Source organism: Polyangium fumosum, from assembly GCF_005144585.1.
GTDB classification, from domain to species: Bacteria; Myxococcota_A; Polyangia; order Polyangiales; family Polyangiaceae; genus Polyangium; species Polyangium fumosum.
In genome coordinates this window covers 78,216-105,099 of record NZ_SSMQ01000021.1, presented here as the reverse complement: position 1 = coordinate 105,099, position 26,884 = coordinate 78,216, and the positions used below count along the sequence as shown (strand labels likewise).

The following is a 26,884-nucleotide window of genomic DNA, read 5'->3' as shown; positions in this document are numbered from 1 at the left end:
CCTTACCTATTACCGCCCGAGCTATCATAAATGCAGTACACGTCACCGCGCACGCCCCCGCCGATGAACAGGGAGAGTCCCCTGAGCTCCGGAACCCCTTTGTCGAGGAAGTAGGGGGCCTCGATGAAAAACCTCGCGTGGTTGATCATGAGCTGCACACGCGCGCAAGGCGCGGGGAAGAAGAGGGACACGGAGACGTCCGACCCGGTGAAGGCTGGGGTCATGATTCGGGCGAAAGACTTGTTGTCCCCCGCGATGTACCGGCCCGTGAAACCGATATCCAAAGCGACCACGATGTCCTGGTCGCGTCCGATTTTCACCTTGTTCTCACGCGCGATGCCGACGATGTCGAGCCGATAGGAGAGCATAGCGCCGAACGTCACATTGTAGAGGGTGCTCGTCTTGAGCGTGCTACCATCCTTGAACTCCGTCTCCCAGCTGAAGCCTGTCACGCTCCCGTCGAGGCGCAGGCTGATTCCTGTCACGAATGGACTCAGGCGGCTCCTGCCGAGCGGCGTGATGCGGACATCGAGAAGGCCTGCGCCTGTGCCAATGGCCGGCGCGATGATCGAGCTCGCCAGCGTCATCCGATCCCCCCGGAGCGCATTCGACGCGCTCGCCTGCCCCACGAAGAAGAGCCCGAACGTGGGCACCTGCAGGTCGACGCCGATCGCCCCGGAGCCGGACGCACCATCACCTCCCACGAACCCCTTGCGGAGCGACGCATCCGCGATGAGGCTGATGTAGGACCGTGCGGCATCCTCTTCGGCACGCGCGCCCCGTCCCCAGAGCATCAACAAGGCCGTCGCGCAGGCGCACACGGCTCTGTTCGGCGCGCGCAGCGGGCGCGCTGTTGATTGGTACCTCATGATTCTTCACCCCTTACGTGGAGAATTCGGCGAGAAGATCCAGCACCTCGCGCATCGTGGGGCGCGGTGAAGGTTTCTTGCTCAGCATTCGCGCGACGAGATCGACGACGCGGGCGGGCATGGCGCCTTCGAGCACGTGGAGCGGAGGCGGCGCGAGGACGTGGTAACACATCCAGTCCTTCTGCCCGTCGGCCACGAAGGGCAGTCTGCCTGCCAGCATCTGGAAAAAGAGCACGCCCAGCGAATAGATGTCCGCCTTCGGGTCGACACGCTTGGATTCGACCCATTGTTCCGGGGCCATGTACTCGCACGTCCCCAGCACTGCGCTGCCGCCCGTCGACACCGGCAGAGCCGCAATCTGTCCCGCCTCACCATACGTCAAGCTATATTTGTCGATGAGCACCTTGGCGAGGCCGAGGTCGGCGAGCTTTATCCGCGCGGCGCCAAGATCGGCGCGGTCGAGCAGCACGTTGGCAGGCTTCAGGTCGCGGTGCACGAGTCCGCGGTCGTGCAGCACGGCCAGGGCATTGCCGATCTGCACGGCGACGCGCACCGCGACGCGCAGAGAGAGGGCCCCCCCTGCGTTCGCCAGTGCGTGGTGCAGGTCGACCGGCAGCCACTCCAGGATCATGAAGGGCAGCCCCTCGGGCAGGGTCCCGGAATCGAAAATCGTCACGATGTTCGCGTGTCGGACGTGCTCCAGGGCGCGTGCCTCGTTGAGGAAACGTGCGACCATCTCGGTGTGCTCACGCCACTCTTCACGCAGTACCTTGATGGCCACGGCGTGGCCGTCAGACGTGCAGCACCCCTCAAATACCTCGCTGGTGGCCCCAAGCGACGCGCGGCGGAGCACGGAGTGGTCACCGATGCGCATCCCCGTGGAAAACATACCAACCTTTCGCTATCGCTCTTGCCCTACGCCCCGGGGGCGGCCGCTGGGCGAAGGGATTGAATACGCTCAATCCAGTGGAGTATCTCCTGCAGCTCGTCCGCGCAGTCCGGATGCGCGGCGACGAAAGCGGCGTTCTCCACCTGCTCCCCAGCGTCGCGCCGCCGCAAATAGACGAGCAGGGCGGATGCGGCTTCGCTCGACGTGCTAGCTCGGCCTGTGCGCTCCCCGGCGTCCTCGCTCGAGCCTTCCGCCATGTTCGAGCGCAGGGTCTTGCACGCACGCTGGAGCAGGCCTGCCACGCTGGTCTCCGTTTTCCCCATGCGGCGCGCGACCTCGGCCACAGGGAGTGCTTCCATGAGGCGGAACCAGATGGCGTCGCGCTGATCCTCCGGGAGATCGTAAACGCGCCCGAGCAGCCGTTTCCAGTTCTCCTTCTCGGCGGCGGCCTGGCTCGGGCTCTGATCGGGGGTGGGCGCGGTCGTCGCCACGGAGCTGTCGAGGGGCCTCGCGCCGCCCGCATCGCGCTTTTTTCGTCGCGCGTGACGGGCCGATTGCTCGGCGCGGCTGTGGAGGATGCGCTCGAGCCAGACGAACCACTCGGCCTCCGTCGTCCCGGTGAAAGAAGCGAATCTGCTCCACGCGCGTAGCGCCGTCTCCTGCGCGATGTCGGAGGGACGCGCGCCGCCGGGCTCGACGCGGGAGCGATGCCGGGACGCCCGTTTGGCGAGCATCGGGCCCGAGCGATGAATGAGCGCCTCGAGCGCGGCCTCGTCGCCTTCGCGCGCGTGGCGGAGCAGCTCCTCGACCGACATGCTCGAAAGCGCTTTCGGGCCCATGATCCGGCGGTTGTGATCCTTCCACGGCACGCCCGAGGGGGCAACGTCGACGGGGGGCATGACGAGGGAGAGCGTTGGCTTTAGAGGAAATCGCTGCCGAAAGCTCGTTGGAGAGGCGCGGTGCTACCCGTACGCTGCGCTTCCTCCAGCCACTCGATGAGCTTCGCGAGGCGCTGGCGAAACTCCTGCATCTGCTGGTTCGTCATGCGGGCGAAGACATCGTCCTGTGGTGCAAAGGGGAATCGCAGGGCCAGCCGTACACCGGGCTGGCCGCTCGACGGGTCCCACGCCGACGTGAATTGACCATGAATGATGCGCACGAGGGCGAGGGTCGCTCCGAGGTCGTCGTCGCTGGGACCGCTCTTCGTTGGCTGGAACCAGTAGTACGCGGCAACCGTGAGGCCGAGACCTGTCGGCGCCGCGCGTCCTTCACTGGAGAAGTGCACGTCGCGCCAGCGCTTCAGGTAGCGGATCACGCGGCGGAACTGCGCCGCATCTTCGCCCGAGAATCGGTTCTCGACGGCCGCCATGAAGCCTTTGCGGTCATCCGGTTGCCACTCCCGCTGCTCGGCGGCGGAGTGCTCTTTGCCGATCGCCAGGTGGAGCGCACCCGAGTACGGGTCCTTCGCCAGGATGGCCAGATCGACGTGATAGATGGCCTCCCCCGATTGCTGGTAGTAAACCGTGATGCACGGACGGCGCCACTCGACGCGCGTCGTGTGCGTCTCCAGGGCCTTGTACACCCACCCTTTGACGGTGACTGGATCGTGGCTACGGCGGTCGATGTTGAAGACGATCCCAATATCGATATCGTAATCGCCGTTGAGGGGCTTGACACCGGTCCCCATCGCATAGCTGCCCTGGTTGAACGGCTCGAACGTGATCGACAGGTTCTCGCGCAACCGCTTCAGGATGCGATCACGCTTTTCGCGGAGCTCAGCGTTCTCGTCGAAGCGGTTGAGTTTGATGGTTTCGTCGAAACGGCGGAACATGGTCTGGAACGACATTGTTGTCTCCTTGTCAGCGTTGTCGAGATTGTCTCAGCGAACCGTCTGCTCGAACGGCGCGCGGAGGGCATCGAGGATCCGGTCTCCATTGCGCTCCCGCACACCTTGCAGGAGATCGGTGATAGGGAAGTCGTAACGCATCCCGTGCCGGTAGAGGCACCCACGGTGGTAGACAGCGAGCTCGGGCGTGTCGACACGGGCGACATCGAGGGCGAAGAAGACGCGGTCGTCATGGGCCACCACCTTGGGCCCTGCCAGCTCGAGGATGGGCCGCTCGGCGAGGATCGCGAGGACGTTGTCGAGGGACAGTACGGCGCTGCGACCGGTCCCGCGCTCGAGGTGGAGGTATTGCCAGTACCAGATGAGATACCGGTTCAGTCGCCGGATCTGGATCTCGCGCATGGGCGAGCCATCATCGTCGAACGCCCACATCGTCTCGGTCGCGATCCGCACGAGATCCTTGAAAAACCGCTGTGGGTTCTCCACCTCGGCTCCTGATTCGGTCTCGGCCAGCGAGTATTCGTAGAGCATGGCCCAGACATCGGCGTGGTAGTCGATCTCCTCGAGCACCTTGGGGAATCGTCCAATTTCACGGCTCGATGCGCGCGTGAGCGTCTGCCGACCCCGGTGGACCGCCTCGTGCAGCACGAGCAAGCGCAGCGCCCGCTGCCGTCGTCCCTCCTCCGGGAGCCTCCGCGCGAGCCGCAAGAGCCAGTGGTCGTCGATCTGCCATTCGTTTTCGGAGCTCAGGCGGAATGTGTCGTCGACGCCCCTGGTCGCGCGATCAACATTCGTCCTGGGCAGGGGCGTGCCGTGGAGCGCCGGCAGGTCCATCCAGTGGCCAGTGAAAGCAGGATGGCCCTCCGAGCTCGACAAAGCGCACGCGACCCAGCCCGGCAGCGAGCCACGCTCCTCCTTGCGGGCGACGCCCTTCATGCGCTCGAGGTCCTCCGAGAGCCCCACGCGATCACGCCCTGCCCGCGCCAGCTCTTCCTCGCTCAAGGGGGGCGGCGCGGGGCGGATCGGGCGGTTCACGAGGATGGCGGGCACGTGGTAAGGCTCGTTTTGCGCGTGCCGTGCGTACTGGTACGTCTGCACGGGCGGGTGCATCGTCGTGCTGATCTGCGCGCCGAGGAGCAGGGCCATCCCAGGCTGCACCGAGGCGAAGAGGTGCACGTGCTCGACGCCAGGGAACTGATCGCCGATGATATCGAGTGCCGTGCGAAACGCGTGAGCAACCTCGAGCATCTCCTCGATGCAGGTAAACGCGTCCTCCCCCGGCTGCTCGAGCGCGATGTCGATCTCTACGACCGGATCGGGGACGGATTGCCGTGTCACTTGCGGATCGACGTGGTGCGAGGTCGAGACGCGGATGATCGCTTGGCCTTGGGTCCGGTCCTTGAAATCTAGCGGCGTGACAGGCGCGAGGCGCGCCGGCTGCTGCCCCGGCTCATGGACCCACCCCCAGAGCCGCTGCGTGTGGTGGTGCGGGATGACCTCCACGTTTTGCCAGGTCTCGAGCCTGAAACCGAGATACACGGCCATGGGAATGGGCGCGGAGCCGAAATAGACAATCCGGTAGTCGGGATGCTTCTCGAGCAGCGGTTTGATCTTCCCGCGAAACCGCTCCTCGAGTGCGCGCTGCGCGGAGTTCCAGTCCCGCGTTCGGATCGCCTCCCGAGCGGCCTCCACCATGTCGTCGAGGTCGATGGCCGACCGCGGGAGCGCCTTGTAGGCCTCCGGCAAAGCGTTCGTCATGCCCTCCAGCGTGATGCGGAGCTGCTCGGGCTGAGAGAGAAGGAGGAGCCCCAGCGGGGGTGTCTTGTTCGGGTCTTGCATGGAGGTCCATCACCGGCGCGAGGAGCGCGCACCACACGAGATCGGCGTCTTGATCCCATGGACGCCATCCAGGGGAGGAGCCAACGCTCACCCGCGACTTTTTTTCCGAGCCCTGCCTCAGGGGCAAACGAGGGATTGGAAGCGCACGTCCTCGCTGTCCGCGCGCGCGAAGGCCGCCGCCAGCGCGCACCGCTCGGCGCGCAGCCGTGTGGTGTCGGAGGTGCCGCCTTGGGCGAGCGTGAGCTCCTCTTCCTCGCGCAGGCTCTGGAGGAGCACCAGCGCGTAGTTCTTGTTCGTCGGTTCGCCCTGGTGCACCTCGCGCGCCAGGTCCCGCGCCTTCACGAGGTGCTTCGCGGCCGCCTCCCGCGCCCCCTCGGCTCTCCGGAGCGCCGCGAGCTCGACGTGGATCCGCGAGAGGATCCAGCGGAAATAGGCGTTGCCCGGCTCCGCCTCGACCACCTCCGTCTGGAGCGCGAGAGCCCGGTCGAGGTAGCCCCCTGCGGCCTTCGGGTCCAAAGCCTTGCGGGCCGCCTCCCCGCGCCCGCAGAGCGTGAGCGCGAGCTCGCCGCGGTCGTAGTCCGAGTCGTTTTGCTCCAGCAGCACGACGGCCCGTTCATAAAGCGGCCCTGCGACGCCCGCCCGGCCGAGCGCAAGCTCCAGCTCGGCCTGCTCGGCGTAGCTCGTTGCCATCGTCCGGCGAGCGTCCTCGGCATCATCCGACGGTCGCAAGCGTGCGAAGAGGTCGAGCGCCTCGGCGAACGAGGCCTGCGCGGCCTCATACTGTCCCCGCGCGAGTGCGATCTTCCCTCGCTTCGAGAGGTTCAGGCCGAGCAGCTCCAGCAGGGCGGTGTCCGATGGTGCGCGCGTCAAACCATCCCGGATCCGTTGCACGGCATCGACGAGCAGGATGTCCGCCTGTGCGAGTGTCTCGTCGTTCCGGGCAAGGTCGCTGCGCCGGTGCTTCGTACTTATGATCGCGGCGCGCACCTCGGGCCGATCCTGCTCTGGCAATCGCAGGAGGCGCTCCTCGATGTCGAGCAGCATCTTCCGGCGTACATCGAGCGTATGCGGGTGCCTGCCGAGCGTCCAGTCGACATCCCCGACGATATCATCCGTGGCGGAGAGAACGGATTGCAGATTCTCCTCGGCGCGCTGCCGCTCGCGCCACGCGAAAATGGCGCTGCCCGCGATGGCCATGACCGCTGCGAGCAGAATCGCTGCGAGCGCGCGCGTGACCCGCGAGCGCCGCCTCGCCAGTCGCTCCGCTGCATCGAGAAAACGTAAGGCCCGCGCGCTTGCCATCCGCGCGAGCCGGTGCTGCGCCTCCGCGCCGCGGTAGTGCGCGAGCAAGGTGCCCGAGGGCAGCCCCGTCGACGGGCCTCCGGCCTGCTCCCACGCGTGCGCGAGCGCCTCCAGATCGGCGTGGCGCTCCAGCCGCGCGCGTTCGCCTTCAATCCAGCCTGCGACGGTCGGCACTTGCTGGAGTAGGCTCTCGTGGATCAGCTCGACGCACTGCCGGGCGGGGTCTGGCTCGCTGGAGAGCACGACGAGCCGGAGGCTCTCAAGGGCCTCGATGGCGCCAGCGCGCGCTCCGGAAAGCCGCATCAGCACCTCCTCCGCGAGCTTGTCGCCGCCCGCCGACGCGAGGACCTCCTGCCGTGTCCGAGGCCGACGGGTATCAGGCACGCCGCGGCCCACCTGCACGAGATCGAGCAGGAGCCACTTCGCGCGCTCGCGCCCCTCGTCGCCCAGAGCATCGAGCAGCCGCTCGGCCTGCTGCATCAGGGCGCCACCCACGCCGCCGAGGGCTTCGTAGTGCTCGTGTGAAACGAGCGCGCCGCCGCGCCGCGACCAGAGAGCGCGCAGGGCATGTCCGAGTAGAGGTAGCTGGCTTCCGGCGCTCCTGGCATCCCGTACCATTCGCTCCGCGAGCCCGTTGGCGAGCCGCATTCCTGCGCGCCGGGCCATTCCTTGGATCACCTGCGTCAGCGCCGCCTCCTCCATGGCGCCCAGGTGATGACGCGAGGCCTGGTTGAGCCGTCGCGCGAAGCGAGGCGCCTCGTCCAGCCGGTGAAGGAAATCGCTACGCAGGGTCGTGAGCAGACGGAGGGAGGACGCGGGCGCGGCGAGCGCAGCGTCCACGACTTCGTCGAGCCGGCGGCAGCCAGCGGTTCCGATCGTGAAGAGCTCTTCAAGTTGCTCGATCACGAGCAGCACACAGCACCCTGGAGGCGCGTGGGCGGTGAGCAGAGCGTCGAGGGCGCCATTGTCTTCACGGAGCGAGCGCTCGATGTCGTCAGGGCTTCTGGACAACCCTTCAGGCGTAAATGCCGTGACGATGCCCTCGGCGAGGCTGCGGAGCGAATCGTAGGAAGGGCGCAGGCTGAGCACGCGCCACCTCGACGTGCCGGCATGCTCCTTCAACCGCGGGAGCAGGCCAGCCTGGACAAGGGACGATTTCCCGACGCCGCTCGGGCCCTCGATCTGCACCCATCGCCGCTCGCCTGCGCGCGACGCCTCGAGCAGGTCGACGAGAGCGGCGATCTCGGCGCTCCGTCCGAAAAACAGCTCGGCCTGGGTCTCCGTGAAGGGCGCGAGCCCGGGGATGGGGCACTCTTCCCGCTCGGTCTCCCAGGGCAAACCGAGCATCTCTCGGCATCGGGCCATGGTGGGCCGCTCGGCAGGATCCTTGGCGAGCATGGAGGCGACGAAGGCCGCGAGCGGGCCCGGTACGGCCGGGGCGAGGTCCTGCAAGGACGGGGGCTCGTCGCGCATGTGCATCGTGATCAAGTCGACCCGGTCTTCGGCGACGAACGGAGGTCTGCCGGCGCAGAGCTCGAAGAGCATCACGCCCAGCGCGTAGACGTCCGCGCGACCATCGACCTCCGCCGGGTCCCGCCATTGCTCGGGGGCCATGTACGTGGACGTACCGAGGATGACGGGCGCGTTGGTCTGGACCTGCGTATCGATGCTGGCGCCATCCTGCTTCGGGGGGACCTTGGCGATCCCGAAGTCCAGGATCTTCACACGATGGCCTGGAGCAGTATTCTCCTCCGGGCAGAGGAAGACATTTTCGGGCTTCAGATCGCGATGGACGATGGCGGCGGCGTGCACTTCGACCATCGCGTCCGCGATCTGCCGTGCGAGCGCGAGTGCTGCGCCGAGCGCCGGAGGTGCCGAGGCGCAGTTCAGCCATTCGCGCAGGGAGACACCGACGAGATGCTCCATGGCGAGGTAGACCCGACCATCGTCAAGCCTGTCGCAGTGCAAGACACGCACGATCCCCGGGTGCTCGAGCCGCGCCAAAGCGCGCGCTTCCTGGATGAAGCGGGCGATGAGCTGCGGCTCGGCGGCTGCTGCAGGCGCGAGGAGCTTGAGCGCTACGTCCTGGTCCATGTGCTCGTGCACCGCGGCGAAGACCTGCCCCATGCCGCCGCTACCGATGGGATGCAGCAGCCGGTAGGGGCCGATCACATCACCGGGGTGGTTCATGCCCCTGCATTGTACTTCTTACGGAGAAAAACGAAAACGGCTTGCGTGCACGAAGGAGCCTTGCCTCTGCGAACCGGGGGGCTGCCCACCCAATCGAGCAGCGTCCGGAGCGCTTGTGCGGACGTGATCTGGAGGTAATCGCTGGTGACGAGCCGGACCCGGGCTCCGTGCGCGAGGGCGGCAAAGACGTGCGACTCCAGGAGGTCGAGCCCTCGCTCCTGCGTGAAGGCTGCGAGAATGGCGATATCCGCGGCACGACGAAAGAGGGGGGCGAGATGGGCGAGGAAAGGATCGTCCGTGCCGCCTTGCGCGAGGGGAGGGGAGCGATTCGCGAGATAGTTGCCTTTGCCCGGAATGACATGCCGCACGCCGCCGCGGGGATCGTCGACGTCGCCGCGATACCGTGGGATGACGTGCACGTGCAGGTGCATGACAGTCTGTCCTGCGGCTTCACCTGCATTGATGCCGATGTTGTAGCCGTCCGGGGATAGCTCCGCGTCGAGCTTGCGTTTGACGTCGTCGACGAGTTCGAAGAGGGCCCTCTGCTCCTCGGGCGTGGCGTCGAACCAGGTCGCAACGAGGCGGCGCGGGATGACGAGGGTGTGGCCGCGGCTCACCGGGTAGAGGTCCGGGACCGCAAAGGCGAGGGCGTTGCTCGCGATCCAGGAGGACGAGGGGATCCTGAGGAAGGGCGACACGGCGCAGAGAGTACGGGAAGGTGTCTGGTGAAGTGCGACCTGTTGAACACCCTCACAGAGGAACTCGAAGCCGTCGGCGTGGTGGGTCGTTACCCTCCTCGAAGAGAGTCGCAGCCGTCGCCGGGGTAGGTCGTGGCGTTTGTCGACCGGCTCGCAGCCCTCGTTGCAGGGGATCACGAGCCTATTCGACCAGGGTCGCAGCCGTCGGCGCGATGAGTCGCAAGGGTCCTCGACCTGCTTGCAGCCGTCGCCGGAGGAAGTCGCAAGGGTCCTCGACCCGCTCCACCCCGTCGGCATGGTGGGTCGCAAGGGTCCTCGACCCGCTCGGAACCCCCTCCGATCAGCTATGCGAGAGGCCGTCGAGGGGGCTCCTCCCAGGAGCCAACGCCTCAATGACTTCCGCTTTGGTGGGTCGACAGGGACTCGAACCCTGGACCTACGGGTTAAAAGCCCGCAGCTCTACCGACTGAGCTATCGACCCTGGACGTTCCGGCGGGGTGGTCCCTCCGGCACATCGCGGGCGCACCCTAGCACGATCCGGCCCGTCTGCGACAAGCAGGAAACGATCCCTCCGTCCGTCCACCCTCTCCCGCCTCCGCCCGCACACCCGCACCCCCCACCTCCGCCTCCTCCCCCGTCCCTGCTTCCACCGCCGCTTTCGCCTCCGCATCCGTTCCCTCGCCTTCCTGCCGCAGCCGCGCTAAGAGGCGGTCCACCATGTCCGAGCGCCGGGAAACGTCGGAGTCCTTCGGGGCCCTGTTCGAGCAAGCGGGCGGCGGTCGCCAGGAGCGACGCCGCTTCCACGTGGGCGACAAGCTCGAAGTGACCATCGTCGTCGTCGCCCAGAACGCCGTCTTCGCAGACCTCGGCGGCAAGCAGGAGGGCTTTTTCGAACGGATCGACCTCACCGATCCCGACGGCAAGCTGCTCGTCGCCGTCGGGAACAAGGTGAGCGCCACCGTCGCCGCCATCGAGCGCGGCACCGGCCAGGTCCGCCTGAGCCCCCTCTTCATCCGCAACGCCGAAGGCGATCCACTCACCACCTCCATCGGCCTCGGCGCCAAAGGCCAGTCCCCCGTCCTCGTCGAAGGCGCGCGCGTCAAGGGCAGCGTCACCGGCGTCGAGCGCTACGGCGTGTTCGTGCAGATCGCAGGCACCCAAGGGCGGAGCGGTCGTGGTCTCATCCCCACCGTGGAGACCGGCACGCCGCGCGGCGCAGACCTGAAGAAGCACTTCACGGTCGGCGCAGAGGTCGAAGCAAAGATCGTGAACATCGACCAGGAAGGCAAAATCCGCCTGTCGATCACCGCGGTCGCGCGCGACGAGGAGCGCAACTCGTTCGAGAAGTTCAAGGACGGCGGCGCCGAGAAGGCCGAAGCCGCAGCAGACAAACCCAAGGCCGATGGCAAGAAGGCGCCGCAAGGCGGCGCGAAGAAGCCCGAGCCGCGCGGGTTCGGGACGCTCGGCGATCTGCTGTCGAAGAAGAAGAAGTGACAGCACGAGGATCCGTGCGCATCCCCTGCGTACGCGTGGGCAGCCCGGACATGCCGCTGCCGGCATACCAGTCCGCAAGCGCCGTCGGTCTCGATCTGTGCGCAGCCGTGGTCGACGACGTGTCGATCGGCCGCGGCGAGCGCAAGCTCGTGCCGACAGGTCTACGTGTCGCCATCCCCGAAGGATACGAAGGGCAGGTGCGGCCCCGCTCGGGCCTCGCGCTGAAGCACGGGATCACCGTGCTGAACGCGCCAGGGACGATCGATCCAGACTACCGCGGCGAGCTGATGGTGCTGCTCATCAACCACGGCGACGCACCCTTCGTCGTACGTCGCGGAGAGCGAATCGCACAGCTCGTGATCTGTCCCGTCGCGCGCGCCGAGCTCGTCATCGTCGAGTCGCTCGACGAGACGACACGCGGCGCCGGCGGGTACGGTTCGACCGGGCAGTGAGGCGCGTCGGAGGCGCCTCGCTGGGGCTTTGCCCCAGACCCCAGCAGGGGCTGTCCGCCCCTGCACCCGGACCAGCGAGGCGCTGGACCCAAGCTCGATGAACTGCGCGATGCGCAGTTCATCGAACAGGCCCGGTCAAGACTGGCAGCGGCGTTGCCCATCAAGACAGCCGCGCTGCGGGGTCTGCTGGCAACCTGGGTTCTTCGTCGGCCTGTTTGAAAAACTGCGCAGAGCGCAGTTTTTCAACCCTGGGTCCAGCGCCTCGCTGGTCCGGGGTCGAGGGGGCGGATAGCCCCCGCGGGGTCCGGGGCAGCGCCCCGGCGCGACGTCACGGGCGCGGGACGACGGCTTCGAGGCCGCTTCGTGCGCGCAGTGCTTCGAGTGCTTTGTCCGACCAGACGCGGCCTCGGTCGCTGAAGCCGGCTTCGACGGCTTTGCGCAGCATGTCGAGTGCGCGCTCGTAGGCGCCGTCTTGCGCGTGCGCGCGGGCTGCCTCGTAGGCGTCTTCGGCGCTCTTTTGCCTTTCGAAGACGGCTTCGGAGAGGCGGGCTGACCAGTCGAAGGCGCGACCGTCGAAGGCGAGCTTCGCCATCTTGCGCGCGTCGTCTTCGCTGAGGGAGTCGACGATGTCGTAGGCGATCGCTGAGGCCCGCGCGATCTCGCCTTGCTCGATGAGGATTTGCACGAGTGGGCCCACGATCTCCTTGCGATCGTCGCCGCTCGCGCGTGCTGCTTCGAGCACGCGGCGCGCTGCGCTGAGCTCGCGCTTGGCGAAATGCACTGCGCCCATGAGTGCCGGATCGACCTCGCCGAGCTTGCGCGCTTCGGCCACGCGTTGGGCTGCTTCGTCGACGTGGTCCGCGGCCAGCGCGACCCAGCCGAGCACCTCGAAGGCTTCGCGGCGCCCGCGCGGCGGGAGCGGCTCGCCTGTTCGCTGCTCGTAGGAGAAGATTTCCTGGACGAGGCTCCGCGCGCGACCGAGGTCCTCGTCTGCGACGGCTTGCCGGGCGCGGAGCAGGAGCGAGAGCAGCTCGCCTGGGAGTGCAGGCTCGACGTCGGGCGTCGGCGCGCGCGGCCGCGGGTCCTCCTCGGTGTCGCCGGGCCCGAGCGTTTGCAGGCGCCGCAGGCTCTGGAACGCGAGCATGCCGAACATGACGGCCAGGAAGAGGTTTCTCGGCTGGACGCTCAGGGCGTAGAACACCACGGCGAACCCTGCCAGCATCGAGACGCCTGCCACGAGCCGGACGCGCCGCGGGCCGAGCGCTTGCTCGAGCACGTGCCCGCCGTCGAGGGGCAGGACGGGCAGGAGGTTCATGAGGCCCCAGTACCAGTTGACGTAGATGAGCACGTCGAGCGCGAAGCGGCCGATCGCGGGGATACGCGCAGCGACCTGGGCCGGCGCGTGGTGGTTGAGCCAGTAGTCGAGCCCAAAGAACAGGCTCGCGAAGGCGAAACCCGCGAAGGGGCCGGCCAGGCTGATGAGGATGTGGTCGATGCGCCGGAGCGGGAGCACCTGCTGCCAACGGGTCACGCCGCCCATCAGGTAGAGCGTGATCTCCGGCTGGATGCGGTGCCGCCGGATCGCCAGGGCGTGGCCGAGCTCGTGGACGAGGACGCTCACGAGCACGACGAGCGCCCACACGGCGAGCGGCAGGAGACCGGCGGGCCCACGCGACAGGTCCACGTAATTGATGCCGAGCAGCACCGTGGTGAACCAGAAGCTCGCCTGGACCTCGACGTCGATGCCGAACAGCCTGAAATTCATGCCCTCGAAGTTCCTCGTGCAGGCCCGCCCGAGGCGGGCCGATTCTTTGCGGCTCGGACGAAGTGTGGCTTAGAGTGCGGAGCCCTGGGACCTCCGATGCGCTCTTCGAGCTTCGCTCCGCTCCTCGCGCCCACGCTTCTCTACCTCGTTGGCGCGTGCGCCTCCGCCGCGCCTCCGGAGGCGCAGCCTGGCACGCCAGCAAGCGCCACGCACGTACAGGGCGACGTCGCCGCGCCTCCGGAGGCCCGCACGTCCCCTGCGGTGGCTGCGGCCGAGGCTCCGGCCCCGGAGGCGGCGGGGGCTTCCATGGCGGCGCCCGCAGCCGCGCCCACGGGCGCGGCAGGGGAGGTCCCGCCGGAGGCGGCGCCGCCGATCGAGCCTCGCTCCATCGTCCTGCACATCGGCGACTCGTTCCTCATGGCCGGCTTTTCCCAGGCGCTGCGGCCCAAGATGAAGGCGGTCGGCGCGCTCTACGAGGTCCGCTCCGAGCAGGCTTCGTACACCACGAGCTGGCACTTGAAGCTCGCGAAGCTCGTCGGCGACTACCACCCTGATCTCGTGATCATCAACCTCGGCGCGAACGAGGTGACGTTGACCGATCCGGCGGCGCGCGCCGACGCGGTCGAGCGGCTGGTCAAGATCGTCGGCAACAGGCCTTGCGTGTGGGTCTCGCCGCCGCTCTGGCGCAAGGACACCGGCATCATCGAGATCTTCCGCAAGCACACCTCGCCCTGCCGCTTCTTCGACTCCGACGCGCACGCCGGCCCGATCTCGCGCCAGCCCGACGGCATCCACCCCGACGCTGCCGGCGGCACGGCTTGGGCCGACGCGTTCTTCCGCTGGCTGCTCGCCGAGCGCGCGCCGATGCCCAGGGAGGGCGAGGCCCTGCCGAAGGGATCGGGCAGGCACGCCGTGAACCCCTGGCGCCTGCGCCCGGAGAAAAACGGCGCGAGCCCGGGCCCGAGCCTGCAGAAGACCGCGCAGACACAGCTCTAGCGAGGCGCTCTTTCTAGCGCCCCATCGCCTCGACGATCGCGTCGTACACCGCGGCCGTGAGCTCCTTGCGGTGCTCCTTGCCGTATGTGTTCGGATCGATCGGCGGCAGGATCGTCACGACGACACGTTTGCCCTTGCGCACGATCGTCCCGCGCGCCGGCAGCACGTCCCGCGTGCCGTCGATCGCCACCGGCAAGATGCGGTGACCCGTCTCCAGCGCGAGGTGAAATCCTCCGCTCTTGAACGGGCCCACGATCCCCGTCGCGCTGCGCGTCCCCTCGGGCGCGATCCAGAGCAGCGATCCTTCCTCCAGCATGCTGCTCGACGTGCGCAGCGCCGAGACGGCTTGCGCGCGGTTGCCGCGCTCGATGCGGATGAACCCCGCGGCCTTCATCGCGTGGCCCCACACGGGGACGTCGAAGAGCTCCGCCTTCGCCACCATGCGCAGCCGCCGGTCCGGGATCGCGCGGTAGAGCGCCGGGATGTCGTAGAGGCTCTGGTGGTTCGACATCACGATGAACGTCTCGCGGCCCTCGCCGAGGTGCTCGCGCCCGCGCACGACGAGGCTCACCTCCGCGTCTGCGAAGAGCTTCCTCGACCACCACGCGAGCCGCTCGTCGCACGCCTCGGCGTCGAGGCGACCGGTCGCTGCGTCGAGCACCGTGGGCACGCTGATGCGCGCCGTGTCGAAGATGCCCTTGGCCGTCTCGACGAACGTCAACGCCCCCTCCGCTTCTTCTTCGCGTCGGGGAAGCGCGCGTTGCACGTGTCGATGCACTCCTTGTCGGTGCACGCCTTGATGCACTCGTCGATCGTCTTCGCGTTCGCGTCCGTCGGGTCTTGCTCCTCGGCCGGCTTCGGGTCGAGCGTCTTGCAGAGGTTGTCGGCGCAGTACGCGCCCGCGGCGCAGTCGGTGTCGTAGCGGCACTGCACGCAGCGGAGGTTCCAGCAGATGCCGGCCTCGGTGCCTGCGTCGCGCGCGATGCAGTCGTCGTTCGACTCGCACGTGGCGAAGCGGCCGTCTTCGAGGCTGCCGGGGAGGCCACCGGCGCAGGCGGAGACGAGCGCCGCGGCGAGCGCGAGGGGCAAAGGAAGGACGACGAGGGCGCGGACGAGGATCGATGTGCGTGCGTTCATGGGCTCTTGGATGCGCCGAGGACGGTGACCACGAGGCGCCTCGTGTGCGGGCTCGTTCGGTGCTCCCAGACGTAGATCGCCTGCCACGTCCCGAGCGCGAGCTTGCCCGCGGTGATCGGGATCGTGAGGCTCGTGCTGGTGATGGCCGCGCGGATGTGCGCGGGCATGTCGTCCGGGCCCTCGGCGTCGTGCTCGTAGCCGGCGCCTTCGGGCGCGACGCGCGCCATCCACCGATCGAGATCCCGGAGCACGGCCGGATCCGCGTTCTCCTGCACGACGAGGCTCGCCGAGGTGTGCTGAAGGAAGAGCGAGCAGAGGCCGATCGTGACGCCGGCGTCGTCGAGCACGGCGGCGACCGCGCTCGTGACGTCGTAGAGACCTCGCCCGCGGGTGCGGATGTCGAGGGTCTTCTGGTGGACGTTCTCCCTCATCGGACCGTGGCCCCCCCGTACGTGGCTCCTACCGTGTCCGATGGTCGGGGCTCTCTGCAACTACGAAGATGAAGGAAGGTCGACGTCGACCACGAGGCCGAGGGCCGTCCACTGCTGGAACCAGCGTCCGACGTGCGCCGCGACGTGCTGCTGCTGCGCCTCGGGCAAGGGCTCGGCGAGGCGGCCCAGCGCGGGCACGAGCGGCACGCCCTCGTCGAGCAGGCCGAACAACGTGAAGGCCTCGGGCTCGAGCTCCTCGAAGTGCGTGACGAGCTCGCGGTTGCGGTAGAGCACGATGTGCGCGGGTGAGGGGGCCTCCGGCAGGATCGCCGGCTCGCCCGCGACGAGCCACGCCTTGCGGAGGCGGTGCACGGGGTACGAGAACACGAGCCTTCGGGCCGCGGGGTGCAGCACGATCCGCGCGCGCTCCCAGGCGTCTTCGGGCAGCCCCGCGAGCTTCTGCGGATCGAGCGGCGGCGCGTCGGCGCCGGCGCGCACGTCGAGCATCGCGATTTCGTAACGCGCCATGTCCGCGGCGAACGTGCGCCCTGCGTCCGTTTCGAAGCCGGGCCACGTCGCGGCGAAGCTCGGCACGGGCTCGATCATCTTGCGGAACGGGGCGTGCGCGGGCGGATGGGCGTCGAGGAAGTCGCGGCAGAAGGCGTCCATCTTCGCTTCGCCGAGCAGACGTGCGAGGGCCGGAAAGTCGTCGTTCAGGATCTCGCGGTGCCGGTACCAGAACTGGCGGCGGTAGATGTCGACCTGCGCGGCCGGCGTGAGGCGCGCATTGCCGGTGACGAAGCGCGCGGCGGTCTCGGCGAGGGCCGGATCGTCGGGGATCGGCGCGCGGCCAGGGATCACGCTCGCGAGGAACGCTTGCACGGAGGCGAGATCATTTCGCATGGGACAGGGCCTCCTCGCGGACGATACGCGCCCTCTCGGCCTCGGCGAGCAACGTCGCGAGCGGGGGGATGTCCTCGTCCCACTCGATCAGCGTCGAGACGGGTCCGACGCGGCGGATCGCGCGGCGGTAGAGATCCCACACCGGATCGATCACCGGGCCCGAGTGCGTGTCGATGATGTAGTCGCCGTAGTTCGTGTGGCCGGCGAGGTGGATCTGCACGACACGCTCGGCCGGGATGGCGTCGACGTACACGTTCGGATCGAACCCGTGGTTCTGCGACGAGACGTAGATGTTGTTGACGTCGAGCAGGACGGCGCAGTTCGCTTCCTCGACGACGGCCCTGAAAAAGTCCCACTCCGTCATCTCGCTCGACGTGTACGTGAGGTAACTCGACACGTTCTCCAGCGCGAGCGGCACTTCCAGCGTGTCCTGCACGATGCGGGCGCGCGCGGCCACGTGGCGGACGACGTCCGTGGTGTAGGGCAGGGGCAAGAGGTCGTGCGTGTTCAACGTCGCGATGCCGGTCCAGCAGAGGTGGTCGCTCACCCAGGGGGATTTCGTCCGGCGGAGCAGGGCGCGCAGGTTCTTCAGGAAGTCGAAGTCGAGCGGGGTCGTGCCGCCGATCGAGAGCGAGACGCCGTGCTGGATCACGGGGTAGTGCGCGAGGGCGCGGTCGAGGTTCGCGAGCGGCACGCCGCCGGGCACGAGGAAGTTCTCGCTGATGATCTCGAGCCAGCCGACCTTGGGGCGGGTCTCGAAGATCTCCTCGTAGTGCGGCAGGCGCAGGCCCACGCCGATCCCGAGGTCGGGGAGGCCGAGGCGCATGCGGTCGGGTGCGGTCATCGCGGTTCTCCGGGGCAGCGGTGTAAAAACGAAGGGCCGCGCGCGCCACCCGAGGTGGAAGCGGCGGCCCTTCGGGCTCGAGCGGCGCGGGGGGCCGCTCGAATCACTTCGGCGCGTCGGCCGGGGCGGGGGCGGCGCCGTCGGCCGGCGCGGCTTCCTTCGACCCGCTGCACTTGCCGCCGGAGCACTTGTGCTCGCCGCCGGCCTCGCCGCCCTTGGCGCCGCTGCACTTGGCCTCGGTGCCGGCCTCGGCGCCCGCCTTGCTGTCGGCGTTCTCGGGCTGCGCCTGGCTGCCGCCACACGCCGCGAGGCCCGCGATCATTCCGCCCACTGCAAGCGTCGCCATCATCTTGTTCATGCTCATGGTCAATCTCCGTTCCGAGCGTGTCTTTTTTGTACCGTCACCCCAGGGAAGTCGCGACTTCGAGCGCTTCGTGCGAAACCTCCCCCCGCCATGATCGTCTCCCCCCGGGGTGTCGGGGTCTCCCCCCTACGTGCCTGCCCCTCGTCCGGATCCGGATTGCCGAGCAGCGCGCGTGGGGCCCATGGTGGTAGCCCGATGCGAAGGGACGAGGCAAGGAAAAGCGCCGGATGGCGAGGGCCAAAGCCTGCTCGTGCCGCGGCGCTCGTCGTTTTCGGCGCGATCGCGGCTTCGGGATGCGCTGCGTCGCGGTTCGACGCGCGATTCTTGCCGGCCGACGACGTCGCGCGTGAGCTCGAGTCCATGACGCCCGGGCTCGGCGCCGAGGCGCGCGCGACCTTTCGGGACGTGCTCGCGACGACCTTGGCGGAGGACGCTTATACGTGTGCGCCGTCGCCGCGGGAGGTCTTTTTCGGCGACGTGGAGGAAGGCGAGCGTACGATTCGCGGGTCGATGCCGCATTATCGGTTCTTTTTTGGTCCGATGCATTATCAGGTGCGACGGGTGGGGGCGCGCGGGGGCGCGCCGGGGCGCTGGGAGGTGTCCGCGCGGTTCGCGGTGGTGCTCCCGCGGGAGGGCGGGACGCTGGAGCTCGCCGATTGCGACGGGAAAGAACGGTACGAGGGGGAGGTCGTGTGCCGGGGCGTCCCGTTTTCCCGATCGAACACGACGGTGGCGTGCCCGGCCTCGGGGGAATTTCGGGTGGCGGGGACGCGGCACAACATGGAAGCGCTGCTCGTGCGCTGGTCCGAGGAGGCCGAGCAGTACTGGAACCGGGACGCCGAGCGATACGGTTTGCCGGTCCGGTACGATTTCACGTTCTTGCCGCACGACCAGGCTGCGCGGGAAGGCGTGCCGGTGGATCTCACGTTGCCGCTGTCGACGACGTGCGGGCGGACGCCGTATTTCTGGTCGCTGCGGAGCGGCTGGTCCCTGCCGGTGATCGCGCACGAGGCGGGGCATTTGCTGGGGCTCGTCGACGAGTACGAGGCGCTCTCGGGGATCGTGCCGTTCTACCCGAAGACGCCGTTCCCCGGCGCGCAGACGAGCCGGATGGGTTTGTCGATGAAGGAAGACACGATCCTCTATCCGATGCACCATTGGATCGTGGTCCGACGTTACCTCTGCCCGGAGCCCTCGGGCCGCGACCCGTGGGGGCATGCATTTCAATGAAGTCTCTGGCCTGCATGATCCTGGCCGGCGTGGTGTTCCTGACGGCGTGCGAGGACAAAAAGCCCGAAGCCGCGCCCACGCCTGCCGCCTCCGCCGCTGCGTCCGCGTCCGCTGCCGCGCCCGAGCCCGCCGCCGCGTCCGCCTCTGCGCCCGCCCCCGTGGCGCTCCCCGAGCAGCCCGACGATTTTGCGCTCGTCGAGCCGGCGACGCCCACGTGTCCGCCGGAGATGGTGCGCGTGAAGAAGAGTTATTGCGTCGATCGGTACGAGGCGAGCCTCATCGATACCGAGACGGGGCAGGACCTCTCGCCGTATTACGTGCCCTCCCGCAAGCAGGCGCTCTCGATCCAGAAACGATGGGAGCAGGAGCGCCTCGCCGTGGGGCCCACCGAGGCGCGGGAGATGGCGCTGCCGCCGCTGCCGCCGTGGCAAGCGCAGCGCAATTTCGAGCCCAAGGCGATGTCGAAGAAGAGCCGGATCCCCCAGGGCTACCTCACGGGGCCGCTCGCCGCGCTCGCTTGCAAGAATGCGGGCAAGCGCCTTTGTTCGCTCTCGGAGTGGCAGACGGCATGCCGGGGCGAGGACGACCGCAACTTTCCTTATGGCGACACGTACGAGCAGGGCAAGTGCAACATCTTCCGCGAGGCGCACCCCGCGGGGCTGCTCCACGGCAATCCGAGCATCGGTCACAGCGATCCACGCCTCAACACGGTGAAGGCCGGGGACAAGCCACTCCTCCGCCGCACGGGCGAGACGCGGGCCTGCACGAGCCGGTGGGAGGGCGACGGCATCGCCGACATGGTCGGCAACATCGACGAGTGGATCGACGATCCCGAGGGGACGTTCGTCGGCGGGTTTTACGCGCGATCGAAGAAGGACGGTTGTGCCTCCATGGTGCGGGCGCATCCGTTCGATTACTTCGACTATTCGACCGGCGTTCGATGCTGTAAAGATCTTTGACCCGGCTGCGGGGCGTCCGCGCGACCTCGGGGCGCCTCGCGCGCGCCCGGGAGGACGGGAGCTTCTGCGGTTTCTGCCGGTAGAATCGAATGAACGATGGAGCTCCGCCGCCGATTGCACGCGAAATGTGAAATCGTCGGGGACGGGCGAAATGGACACGTTCCTGCTGTCCGCCCGATCGAATGGATGATAAGGTCGATCCCTCGGATTGGCGGTCGATCCGGCAGAAACGCTCTTCCTGTGGTCATGGAGGGACGAGCGTGGGACCACGACCGTTCGAGGGCCAGCGATGGGTGAGAAATACGGGCGTAGGGAATGGATCACGGCGCTCGCGTGGGGCGCGCTTTCGAGCGCGCTCGTCGCGCCGGGGTGCGACAGGAGCGGCGCGGGCCCCGGAGGCGCGTCGGCGAACGAATGGAGGGTCGGCGTCTATTTGAGCCTCTCGGGCGCCGATACCTCGTTCGGCGTCGATACGCGCGAGGGGATCGCGCTGGCCGTCGACGAGATCAACGCGGCGGGCGGGGTCAAGGGCAGACCCATCAAGCTCCTGTTCGAGGACGACAAGTCGAATCCCCAGGAGGCCTCGAACAAGGTCCTGCAGCTCATCAACCGCGACAAGGTCGTCGCGCTGCTCGGCGAGGTCTCCTCGGCCCGATCCAAGGCGGCCGGGATCGTCGCGAACAAGAACCAGATCCCCATGATCGCGCCCTCGGCGACGAACGCGGAAGTGACGAAGGTCGGCCCCTTCGTCTTCCGGGCTTGTTATACCGACGACAAGCAGGGCCAGGTCGGCGCGCGGTTCGTCGTCGAGGCGCTCGGCAAGAAGCGCCTCGCCGTCCTCTTCGCCTCCGACGATCTCTATTCGTCGGGCCTCGCGGACGAGTTCCGCAGGGAGGCCAAGAAGCTCGGCGCCGAGGTCGTCCTCGAAAAGAGCTTCCTCAAGAGCGAGACGAACTTCACGACGTACCTGAACGAGATTCGCGACGCGAGGCCCGAGATCATCTACGCGCCGGTCTATTACAACGCGATGGTGCCCATCGCGCGGCAGGCCAAGGCGGCCGGGATTCCCGGCAGCCAGTTCGTCGGCGGAGACGGGTGGCACGCCGATTCGCTCGTGACCGACGCGGGCGAGGAGATCGAGGGGGCGTACTTCACGAACCATTTCTCCCCCGACGTGCCCTGGCCTCATTCGCAGGCATTCGTCAAGGCGTACGCCGAGCGCTTCAAGAGGGAGCCCTCCGCCCTCGCGGCGCAGGGGTACGACGCCGCGAAGCTGCTCGCCGACGCGATCGGCCGAGCCAAGGGCGACACCCCGGCGTCGATCCGGGACGCCATCGCCGAGACGAAGGATTTCCAGGGAGCCACCGGGAAGATCGCGATCAACGCCGAGCGAAACGCAGACAAACCGCTCGTGATCGTGCAGATCAAGGGCAAGAAGTTCACGTATCACTCGACGGTCGGCGACAAATAGCGGCCCGCGATCACGCGCAGAGCCGGCGATAGAACGCCCGGTGCCAGGCGTGCAGCACGTACAGCGAAAAGATCCGCTCCTGCGCCGCCCGATCTCCGGCGCGCGCCCGCGCGCGTAGCGCTTGCACGGGCTCCGGCTTCACGAGGCCCGCCTCGGCGATGGCGTCCGGGCCGAGGAGCGCCTCGTCCTGCCCGGCGTCGGTGAACCACGTGTCCGGGGCGTGAAACGGCGCCTTGCGCGCGGACAGGACGACCTCGGGCAATGCATCGCGCATGGCGTGGCGGAGCGCGTGCTTGTTGAAGTTCGGCCCCGTACGGACCGCGTGGGGCAGGGTCGCGGCGAACTCCATCACGCCGTGGTCCATGAAAGGCGCGCGCGCTTCGATGCTATGGGCCATGCTCGTCCGATCGAGCCGAAGGTTGATGCGATCGGGCAAGCGAAGGCGGGTCTCGAGGAGGAGCATCTGGGAGAGCGGGTCGAGCTCCCGCGCCTCGCGCTCGAGCTCGTCGAAGCGGGGATCGACGATGTCCTCGCCGAGCAAGGTCGCGCGCTCCTCCGCCGTGAAGACGAACTCTTCGTGGCGCAGATACCGCTCCAGCGGGCCGACGCGCTCGAGCTCCGGATCCCGCGTGGCCCGCGCGAACTTCGTGTAGCCGGCGAAGAGCTCGTCGCTGCCCTCGCCGGAGAGCACCGTGGTCACCTTCGCCCGGGATACGGCCTCGAAGACGCACGCCGTCGGGAGCAGCGCGTCCGTCGACACCGGCTCCTCCACGCGATGGAGGATCTCGTCGAGCGACGTCGCCTCGCTGCGCTCCAGGTGAATGATCCGATGCTTCGCCTCGTATCGGCGGGTCACCTCGGCCGCGGCCTCGGACTCGTCGATCGGAGCGCCCCGGAAGCCGATGGTGAAGGCCTGGGCCCGGCGTTTGTCGAGGCCGCCCACGCCGAGCGCGAACACGCTGGCCGAGTCGACGCCTCCGCTCAGGAGGAAGCCCATCGGCACCTCGCTCTCCAGGCGCATCTTCACGGCGGACGAGAGCGTGCTCCGCAGATCTTTGCACCATTGCTCGGCCTCGCGTGGCGGCACCGTCCGGCCGTCGTCCCGCGAGAAGCGGAGCTTCCAGTAATCGATCGTGCGCGGGGTCGTGCCGGCGTCCGCGACGAGGACCGAGCCGGCGGGCAGCTTGTGGATCCCCTCGAGGATCGTCCGCGGCGAGGGGACGTACCCGAAACGGAGGTACTCGGCGAGGGCGGCGCGGCTGACAGCGGGTTTGTCGCCGTCCTGCAGGAGCGGTTTGATCTCGGACGCGAACCGAAGCGACCCCTGGCTCCACTGGTAGAACATCGGCTTCTGACCCGCCCGGTCGCGGCCGAGGACGAGGCGGCGCTTCTTGCGATCGTAGAGCGCGAAGGCGAACATGCCCCGGAGCTCGTTCACGAAATCGAGCCCGCGCTCCTCGTACAGGTGAACGAGGACCTCGCCGTCCACCCGGGAGCGAAAGCGGTGATGGTCGGCGAGCCGTTGCCTCAGCTCGTGGTGGTTGTAGATCTCTCCATTGATGAGGACGACGATCTGCTCGTCCTCGGAGTAGAGCGGCTGCCCGCCGCCCGCGAGATCCAGGATGGCGAGCCGGCGGAACCCCAGCATCGCGTGATCATCGACGTAGAAGCCCTGCGCGTCCGGACCGCGGTGGTGGATGCGGTCGAGGTTCCTGGTCGTGAACGGCAATTTGTCGAACGGCTTTTGGGGGGAGAACGCTCCCACGATTCCGCACATGAATCCTCCTCGTCGGGCCAGTGGTTTGTCGGATGGCGGAGCCGCCCCCGTGCGGCCGTGCGCTCAGGCGCAGGCCACGTCGTCGTGCATGGGGAGCCGATGCTTCGAGGCTCCGGTCGTCCGCCGCGCGCGCTTCATTCTTTCGAGCGAGGGCTGGAAGAAGAACTCGGGCTCGTCGAACGCGGGCCTGAGCGCGTCGAACCACGTGGCGCGGGGATCGAAGCGCGCGAAGAACGGGCGTCCGACCCACGAGGGATCCCGCGCTTGCAGGAATCGGAGGGCCAGGACCTTGCGCCCCAGGATTTCCGGGATGCCGTCGATGGCGACCTTGCCAGGCAATGCGCTCATGGAAGGTCCGCGCACGGTTCGCGCGAGGCCCGAGACCCGGGAGTATGCGTCCCGGAAGATCTCGTACGCGCGGACGAGAGGCACCTCGAAGTAATGGCGCGCGCCGGTGTCGCGCTCGATGAACATGTAATAGGGGATCGCGCCGAGGCGGACCTGCCGGCGCCACATCGTCTCCCACACGCTGGCGTCGTCGTTGACGTGGCGGATCAGGGGCGCCTGGCACCGCACCGTGGCGCCCGTCGAGAGGATGCGCTGCATCGCGCGCTCCGCGGCGGGCGTCGACAGCTCCCGCGGATGGCTATAATGAGCCATGAACGCCAGGTTTTTCCCGGCGGCGACGACGTCCTCGAACAGGCGCAGGAGGTCGTCGGCGTCGTTGTCGTCGAAGAACCGAGCCGGCCAGTAGGCCATCGATTTGGTGCCGAGGCGGATCGAGGCGATCTGCGGGACCGCGAGCAGCGGCTCGATGTAGCGACGGAGCAGCGCCGTGCGCATCACGAGCGGATCGCCGCCCGTGAGCAGCACGCTCGTCACGCTGGGGTGCGCCTCGACGTACCGGACGAGATCCCCCGCCTCCTTGCTGGCGAATTTGAGGTCGTCCAGTCCGACGAACTGGGGCCAGCGGAAGCAGTAGGTGCAGTACGCGTGGCACGTCTGCCCCTGCGTGGGGAAGAAGAGCACCGTCTCCGCATATTTGTGCTGAATTCCACGGGCCGGATGGCCATCCAGCACGGGCACGTTCAGCTCGATCTGACCGGCCGGATGCGGGTTCAGCCGCGTCTGGATCTCGCGCGCGGCCGCCTGCACCACGTTCGCGGGCGCGTCCTCGCGGACGAGCGCCTCGACGAGGCGATAATCGTCGTCGCTCAGCATCTCCCGGTGAGGGAACGTGAGGCGGTACATGGGGTCATCCGGGACGCGATTCCAATCGATGAGCTCCTCCAGGACGTAGTTGTTCACCCGAAATGGGAGCACCGCGGAGACGACCTTCATCGCCTCCCGCTCGGACGCCGGCAGCGCGGCGAGCTGGGGGATGTTGTCGATGTCCTTGCGCTGGAACACACGCAGTTTGTTCGTCTGTGGAGCTCTTGTTTCCGCCACGCAGCCTCCGCGTAGAAAGTTTGAGGTCAAACTGTCTATGCGAGATATATGATTTGACCTCAAACCATGCAAGCACAAAGTTACGTCCGTGACGACGGCCCCGCGGCCGCTCGGCTTCGAGCGGCCAGCCGGACCTGAAGCGCGACGAGGGGCTGCCGTGCGCGCTTCGTCCTCGCCCGCGAGGCCGTGTTCGCCGCGATGTTCAGGGGCGCGACCCGGGAATGCGCCGCCTCCATCGCGCGCGGGCGTGTCACGCCACGCGCCCCCCACACCACGCGACAGCATGTAACGATCAGCGCGGCGACGAGCGTCGTGTGCTCGGTCGTGGTACGCGAATGAACGTCGTGTTGCACGGATCTTTCAGCGCAGGAGCTTTCATGGCGAACAGGAAGGTGATGGCGGCGCTCGTCGTCGGGCTCGTCGGGGCCGGCTGCGGGGCGCGGACGGAGCTGTCGGAGAGCACGCGGAGCGAGGATGTCTGCGCGGCCGAGGGGCAGGCGTGCCGCACGTCGGCGGCGTGTTGCGGCGGCGGGTCCTGCAATGCGGGCGTCTGCGAGGCCCCGCTTTGCACGGCCGGCGAGGCGCCGGTGGTCCTCGTCAGCGGGGCCGAGCGGCTCTCGGGCGTGCTCGCCGACGGCGACCACGTGTATTTCACCCAGTATGGCGCCGGGGGGGCGGTGCTGCGCGTGCCCAAGGCCGGCGGGGCGATCGAGACGGTGGTCCCGGCGTCGGCCTGGACCGAGTCCCTCGTCGCGGATGCGAGCTCGCTCTATTTCATGGACGGCGATCGGGTCATGCGCGCCTCGAAGGACGGGAGCGGGACGAGCCTCCTCGCGGACAACGAGGAGGGCTCGATGTCGATCGCGGCGGACGCATCGTTCGTGTACTGGATCGCTCCGGCCGATCAAGCCGTGCGGCGGGTCTCGAAGTCGGGCGGCACGCCCGATACCCTGGCCAAGGACAAGGATCTCACGCCGGACATGGTGCCGCGCATGATCGCGGACGAGGACAAGCTGTACTGGTCGGCCAGCGGGCTCTGGTCGATGCCGGGCTTTCACGCGACGCCGAAGGAGGGCGGCGCGCTCCTCGTCATCGATGGCGCCGCCACCACGCATTTCGTTGCCGATTCGACGTTCCTCTTCTGGATTGCAACGAACGCGAGCCCCGTCCGCCTGGTGCGCGCCCGGAAGGACGGGAGTGAGGCGAAGACCCTCACGGAGTGGCCATTCGCCAGCAGCGACCTCGCGGCCGCAATGGCGCAGGACGAGAATTACCTGTACTGGGCCAATGGCCAGGCGCGCATCATGAACCGCATCCCCAAGACCGGGGGCGGGCAGGTGCAGATCTTTTCCTCGCCGGACGCCATCCAGCAGTTCACGCTCGATACGTCCTGTCTATATTACATCGCCGTTTGGCGTTCGAGCAGCACCGACGAGACGACGAGCAGCTTGCTGCGCGTGCCGCGGTTTCTGCCGGGGGAGTGAGCGCTTCGCGGGGCTGCTCGTTCGAGCCCGCGCCCTCGTCAGGGCGTCTTCCCCGGGGTCTTCGCCGGCCCCGCCTTCGCCGGCGCTTTCGTCGACGGCGCGGCGGAGGCCGACGGGCTCGGCTCGGCCGTCGCCGTCGCGGCGCCGTCCTTGCCCTTGCAGCTCCACGCGCCCGCGAGGATGTACTCGCGTTTGCACACCACGGGGTGATTGCCCTGGGGCGTCTGCATCGCGAACGTGTGCGCGATCGGCGAGCGCTCCCAGTAGGTGAATTGCGCCTTGCACGCGGGCCCCTGGCCCTGGCACGCGGTCTCCGAGGCGAGCGCCTCGATCTCCACGCTCACGCCAAACACGTTGTAAAGCGCCGCGCCCGTCGCCGCGAGCAGCGCCACCGTGAACAGGAGGCTCGCCGCGGAGCGCAGCCCCGAGCCGCTGCGCGCTGTCGTTCCCCCACCTCGATCTTCGGACTTTGTCACGGGCGGCACGATAAGACGA

The 26,884-nt window shown here is 68.0% G+C and carries 24 protein-coding genes and 1 tRNA gene; 7 read left to right on the top strand and 18 right to left on the bottom strand.

Features of this window, described 5'->3' with window-relative positions:
• Nucleotides 1–2: 2 nt before the first annotated feature.
• The 8 genes from E8A74_RS21165 to E8A74_RS21130 form a co-directional block, all read right to left on the bottom strand.
• Entirely contained in the window at nucleotides 3–869 is an 867-nt protein-coding gene (locus E8A74_RS21165) for a hypothetical protein (RefSeq protein WP_136930853.1), read from the bottom strand.
• A gap of 13 nt (nucleotides 870–882) precedes the next feature.
• Entirely contained in the window at nucleotides 883–1,743 is an 861-nt protein-coding gene (locus E8A74_RS21160) for a serine/threonine-protein kinase (RefSeq protein ID WP_136930852.1), read from the bottom strand.
• Between the two features lie 41 nt (nucleotides 1,744–1,784).
• On the bottom strand, nucleotides 1,785–2,657 hold the full coding sequence (locus E8A74_RS21155) for a sigma-70 family RNA polymerase sigma factor (RefSeq protein ID WP_136930851.1): 873 nt from the start codon (nucleotides 2,655–2,657) through the stop codon (nucleotides 1,785–1,787).
• A gap of 20 nt (nucleotides 2,658–2,677) precedes the next feature.
• Nucleotides 2,678–3,604, bottom strand: a complete 927-nt coding sequence (locus tag E8A74_RS21150; protein WP_136930850.1) for a nucleotidyltransferase domain-containing protein — start codon at nucleotides 3,602–3,604, stop codon at nucleotides 2,678–2,680.
• A 33-nt stretch (nucleotides 3,605–3,637) separates the two neighbouring features.
• Nucleotides 3,638–5,443 (bottom strand): SAVED domain-containing protein, encoded by a 1,806-nt coding sequence (locus E8A74_RS21145; protein ID WP_136930849.1) that lies wholly within the window; start codon nucleotides 5,441–5,443, stop codon nucleotides 3,638–3,640.
• Between the two features lie 117 nt (nucleotides 5,444–5,560).
• Complete coding sequence (locus tag E8A74_RS21140; protein WP_136930848.1) at nucleotides 5,561–8,935, bottom strand: serine/threonine-protein kinase; 3,375 nt, start codon at nucleotides 8,933–8,935, stop codon at nucleotides 5,561–5,563.
• A complete protein-coding gene (locus tag E8A74_RS21135; RefSeq protein ID WP_232379686.1) occupies nucleotides 8,932–9,633 on the bottom strand; it encodes an HIT domain-containing protein in 702 nt (233 codons plus the stop codon). Before E8A74_RS21135 ends, E8A74_RS21140 begins: the two co-directional genes overlap by 4 nt.
• A 405-nt stretch (nucleotides 9,634–10,038) precedes the next feature.
• Nucleotides 10,039–10,114 (bottom strand) — tRNA-Lys (locus E8A74_RS21130).
• A gap of 236 nt (nucleotides 10,115–10,350) precedes the next feature.
• Between E8A74_RS21130 and E8A74_RS21125 the strand changes: the two genes are divergently transcribed.
• Complete coding sequence (locus E8A74_RS21125; RefSeq protein ID WP_136930846.1) at nucleotides 10,351–11,127, top strand: S1 RNA-binding domain-containing protein; 777 nt, start codon at nucleotides 10,351–10,353, stop codon at nucleotides 11,125–11,127.
• Between the two features lie 14 nt (nucleotides 11,128–11,141).
• Nucleotides 11,142–11,579, top strand: a complete 438-nt coding sequence (dut, locus tag E8A74_RS21120; RefSeq protein ID WP_269749884.1) for a dUTP diphosphatase — start codon at nucleotides 11,142–11,144, stop codon at nucleotides 11,577–11,579.
• A gap of 328 nt (nucleotides 11,580–11,907) precedes the next feature.
• Here dut and E8A74_RS21115 read toward each other — a convergent pair whose 3' ends face one another.
• Nucleotides 11,908–13,344: a site-2 protease family protein gene (locus E8A74_RS21115; protein WP_136930845.1), complete on the bottom strand. Its 1,437-nt coding sequence runs from the start codon at nucleotides 13,342–13,344 to the stop codon at nucleotides 11,908–11,910.
• Between the two features lie 96 nt (nucleotides 13,345–13,440).
• On the opposite strand from E8A74_RS21115, the gene E8A74_RS21110 reads away from it, so the two are divergent.
• A complete protein-coding gene (locus E8A74_RS21110) occupies nucleotides 13,441–14,340 on the top strand; it encodes an SGNH/GDSL hydrolase family protein (protein WP_136930844.1) in 900 nt (299 codons plus the stop codon).
• Nucleotides 14,341–14,353: 13 nt separating this feature from the next.
• Here E8A74_RS21110 and E8A74_RS21105 read toward each other — a convergent pair whose 3' ends face one another.
• The 6 genes from E8A74_RS21105 to E8A74_RS21080 form a co-directional block, all read right to left on the bottom strand.
• Nucleotides 14,354–15,061, bottom strand: coding sequence for a lysophospholipid acyltransferase family protein (locus E8A74_RS21105; protein WP_136930843.1), 708 nt, complete (start codon nucleotides 15,059–15,061; stop codon nucleotides 14,354–14,356).
• The gene (locus tag E8A74_RS21100) at nucleotides 15,058–15,477 is read right to left on the bottom strand and encodes a hypothetical protein (RefSeq protein WP_136930842.1); all 420 of its coding nucleotides are present in this window, start codon (nucleotides 15,475–15,477) and stop codon (nucleotides 15,058–15,060) included. The genes E8A74_RS21105 and E8A74_RS21100 overlap by 4 nt, the downstream gene beginning before the upstream one ends.
• Nucleotides 15,474–15,908 carry a secondary thiamine-phosphate synthase enzyme YjbQ gene (locus E8A74_RS21095; protein WP_136930841.1) on the bottom strand — a complete coding sequence of 145 codons (435 nt, stop codon included), beginning with the start codon at nucleotides 15,906–15,908 and terminating at the stop codon, nucleotides 15,474–15,476. Before E8A74_RS21095 ends, E8A74_RS21100 begins: the two co-directional genes overlap by 4 nt.
• 60 nt (nucleotides 15,909–15,968) lie before the next feature.
• Entirely contained in the window at nucleotides 15,969–16,811 is an 843-nt protein-coding gene (locus E8A74_RS21090) for an HvfC/BufC N-terminal domain-containing protein (protein WP_136930840.1), read from the bottom strand.
• Complete coding sequence (bufB, locus tag E8A74_RS21085) at nucleotides 16,801–17,655, bottom strand: MNIO family bufferin maturase (RefSeq protein ID WP_232379685.1); 855 nt, start codon at nucleotides 17,653–17,655, stop codon at nucleotides 16,801–16,803. The genes E8A74_RS21090 and bufB overlap by 11 nt, the downstream gene beginning before the upstream one ends.
• Before the next feature lie 103 nt (nucleotides 17,656–17,758).
• Nucleotides 17,759–18,019: a hypothetical protein gene (locus tag E8A74_RS21080; protein WP_136930839.1), complete on the bottom strand. Its 261-nt coding sequence runs from the start codon at nucleotides 18,017–18,019 to the stop codon at nucleotides 17,759–17,761.
• 324 nt (nucleotides 18,020–18,343) lie between these two features.
• On the opposite strand from E8A74_RS21080, the gene E8A74_RS21075 reads away from it, so the two are divergent.
• The 3 genes from E8A74_RS21075 to E8A74_RS21065 all read left to right on the top strand — a co-directional run bounded on the left by E8A74_RS21075 (nucleotide 18,344) and on the right by E8A74_RS21065 (nucleotide 21,679).
• On the top strand, nucleotides 18,344–19,249 hold the full coding sequence (locus E8A74_RS21075) for a hypothetical protein (RefSeq protein WP_136930838.1): 906 nt from the start codon (nucleotides 18,344–18,346) through the stop codon (nucleotides 19,247–19,249).
• Nucleotides 19,246–20,208 carry an SUMF1/EgtB/PvdO family nonheme iron enzyme gene (locus E8A74_RS21070; RefSeq protein ID WP_136930837.1) on the top strand — a complete coding sequence of 321 codons (963 nt, stop codon included), beginning with the start codon at nucleotides 19,246–19,248 and terminating at the stop codon, nucleotides 20,206–20,208. Before E8A74_RS21075 ends, E8A74_RS21070 begins: the two co-directional genes overlap by 4 nt.
• Nucleotides 20,209–20,497: 289 nt before the next feature.
• Nucleotides 20,498–21,679, top strand: coding sequence for an ABC transporter substrate-binding protein (locus E8A74_RS21065; RefSeq protein ID WP_136930836.1), 1,182 nt, complete (start codon nucleotides 20,498–20,500; stop codon nucleotides 21,677–21,679).
• A 10-nt stretch (nucleotides 21,680–21,689) separates the two neighbouring features.
• Here E8A74_RS21065 and asnB read toward each other — a convergent pair whose 3' ends face one another.
• Both asnB and E8A74_RS21055 read right to left on the bottom strand, forming a co-directional pair.
• Nucleotides 21,690–23,444 (bottom strand): asparagine synthase (glutamine-hydrolyzing), encoded by a 1,755-nt coding sequence (gene asnB / locus E8A74_RS21060; RefSeq protein ID WP_170229259.1) that lies wholly within the window; start codon nucleotides 23,442–23,444, stop codon nucleotides 21,690–21,692.
• Between the two features lie 75 nt (nucleotides 23,445–23,519).
• Nucleotides 23,520–24,905 carry a KamA family radical SAM protein gene (locus E8A74_RS21055; RefSeq protein WP_136930834.1) on the bottom strand — a complete coding sequence of 462 codons (1,386 nt, stop codon included), beginning with the start codon at nucleotides 24,903–24,905 and terminating at the stop codon, nucleotides 23,520–23,522.
• Nucleotides 24,906–25,282: 377 nt separating this feature from the next.
• Here E8A74_RS21055 and E8A74_RS21050 point away from each other — a divergent pair, with 377 nt between their 5' ends.
• Nucleotides 25,283–26,389 (top strand): hypothetical protein, encoded by a 1,107-nt coding sequence (locus tag E8A74_RS21050; RefSeq protein WP_136930833.1) that lies wholly within the window; start codon nucleotides 25,283–25,285, stop codon nucleotides 26,387–26,389.
• Nucleotides 26,390–26,427: 38 nt separating this feature from the next.
• On the opposite strand, the gene E8A74_RS21045 is transcribed toward E8A74_RS21050, so the two are convergent.
• Nucleotides 26,428–26,865 carry a hypothetical protein gene (locus E8A74_RS21045; RefSeq protein ID WP_136930832.1) on the bottom strand — a complete coding sequence of 146 codons (438 nt, stop codon included), beginning with the start codon at nucleotides 26,863–26,865 and terminating at the stop codon, nucleotides 26,428–26,430.
• Between the last annotated feature and the right edge of the window lie 19 nt (nucleotides 26,866–26,884).

Bases quoted from the DNA above. Each gene is read 5' to 3' on its own strand.
- E8A74_RS21165 (WP_136930853.1), bottom strand. From the start codon at position 869: ATGAGGTACCAATCAACAGCGCGCCCGCTGCGCGCGCCGAACAGAGCC.
- E8A74_RS21160 (WP_136930852.1), bottom strand. From the start codon at position 1,743: ATGCGCATCGGTGACCACTCCGTGCTCCGCCGCGCGTCGCTTGGGGCC.
- E8A74_RS21155 (WP_136930851.1), bottom strand. From the start codon at position 2,657: ATGCCCCCCGTCGACGTTGCCCCCTCGGGCGTGCCGTGGAAGGATCAC.
- E8A74_RS21150 (WP_136930850.1), bottom strand. From the start codon at position 3,604: ATGTCGTTCCAGACCATGTTCCGCCGTTTCGACGAAACCATCAAACTC.
- E8A74_RS21145 (WP_136930849.1), bottom strand. From the start codon at position 5,443: ATGCAAGACCCGAACAAGACACCCCCGCTGGGGCTCCTCCTTCTCTCT.
- E8A74_RS21140 (WP_136930848.1), bottom strand. From the start codon at position 8,935: ATGAACCACCCCGGTGATGTGATCGGCCCCTACCGGCTGCTGCATCCC.
- E8A74_RS21125 (WP_136930846.1), top strand. From the start codon at position 10,351: ATGTCCGAGCGCCGGGAAACGTCGGAGTCCTTCGGGGCCCTGTTCGAG.
- E8A74_RS21115 (WP_136930845.1), bottom strand. From the start codon at position 13,344: ATGAATTTCAGGCTGTTCGGCATCGACGTCGAGGTCCAGGCGAGCTTC.
- E8A74_RS21110 (WP_136930844.1), top strand. From the start codon at position 13,441: ATGCGCTCTTCGAGCTTCGCTCCGCTCCTCGCGCCCACGCTTCTCTAC.
- E8A74_RS21100 (WP_136930842.1), bottom strand. From the start codon at position 15,477: ATGAACGCACGCACATCGATCCTCGTCCGCGCCCTCGTCGTCCTTCCT.
- E8A74_RS21095 (WP_136930841.1), bottom strand. From the start codon at position 15,908: ATGAGGGAGAACGTCCACCAGAAGACCCTCGACATCCGCACCCGCGGG.
- E8A74_RS21090 (WP_136930840.1), bottom strand. From the start codon at position 16,811: ATGCGAAATGATCTCGCCTCCGTGCAAGCGTTCCTCGCGAGCGTGATC.
- bufB (WP_232379685.1), bottom strand. From the start codon at position 17,655: ATGACCGCACCCGACCGCATGCGCCTCGGCCTCCCCGACCTCGGGATC.
- E8A74_RS21080 (WP_136930839.1), bottom strand. From the start codon at position 18,019: ATGAGCATGAACAAGATGATGGCGACGCTTGCAGTGGGCGGAATGATC.
- E8A74_RS21070 (WP_136930837.1), top strand. From the start codon at position 19,246: ATGAAGTCTCTGGCCTGCATGATCCTGGCCGGCGTGGTGTTCCTGACG.
- E8A74_RS21065 (WP_136930836.1), top strand. From the start codon at position 20,498: ATGGGTGAGAAATACGGGCGTAGGGAATGGATCACGGCGCTCGCGTGG.
- E8A74_RS21050 (WP_136930833.1), top strand. From the start codon at position 25,283: ATGGCGAACAGGAAGGTGATGGCGGCGCTCGTCGTCGGGCTCGTCGGG.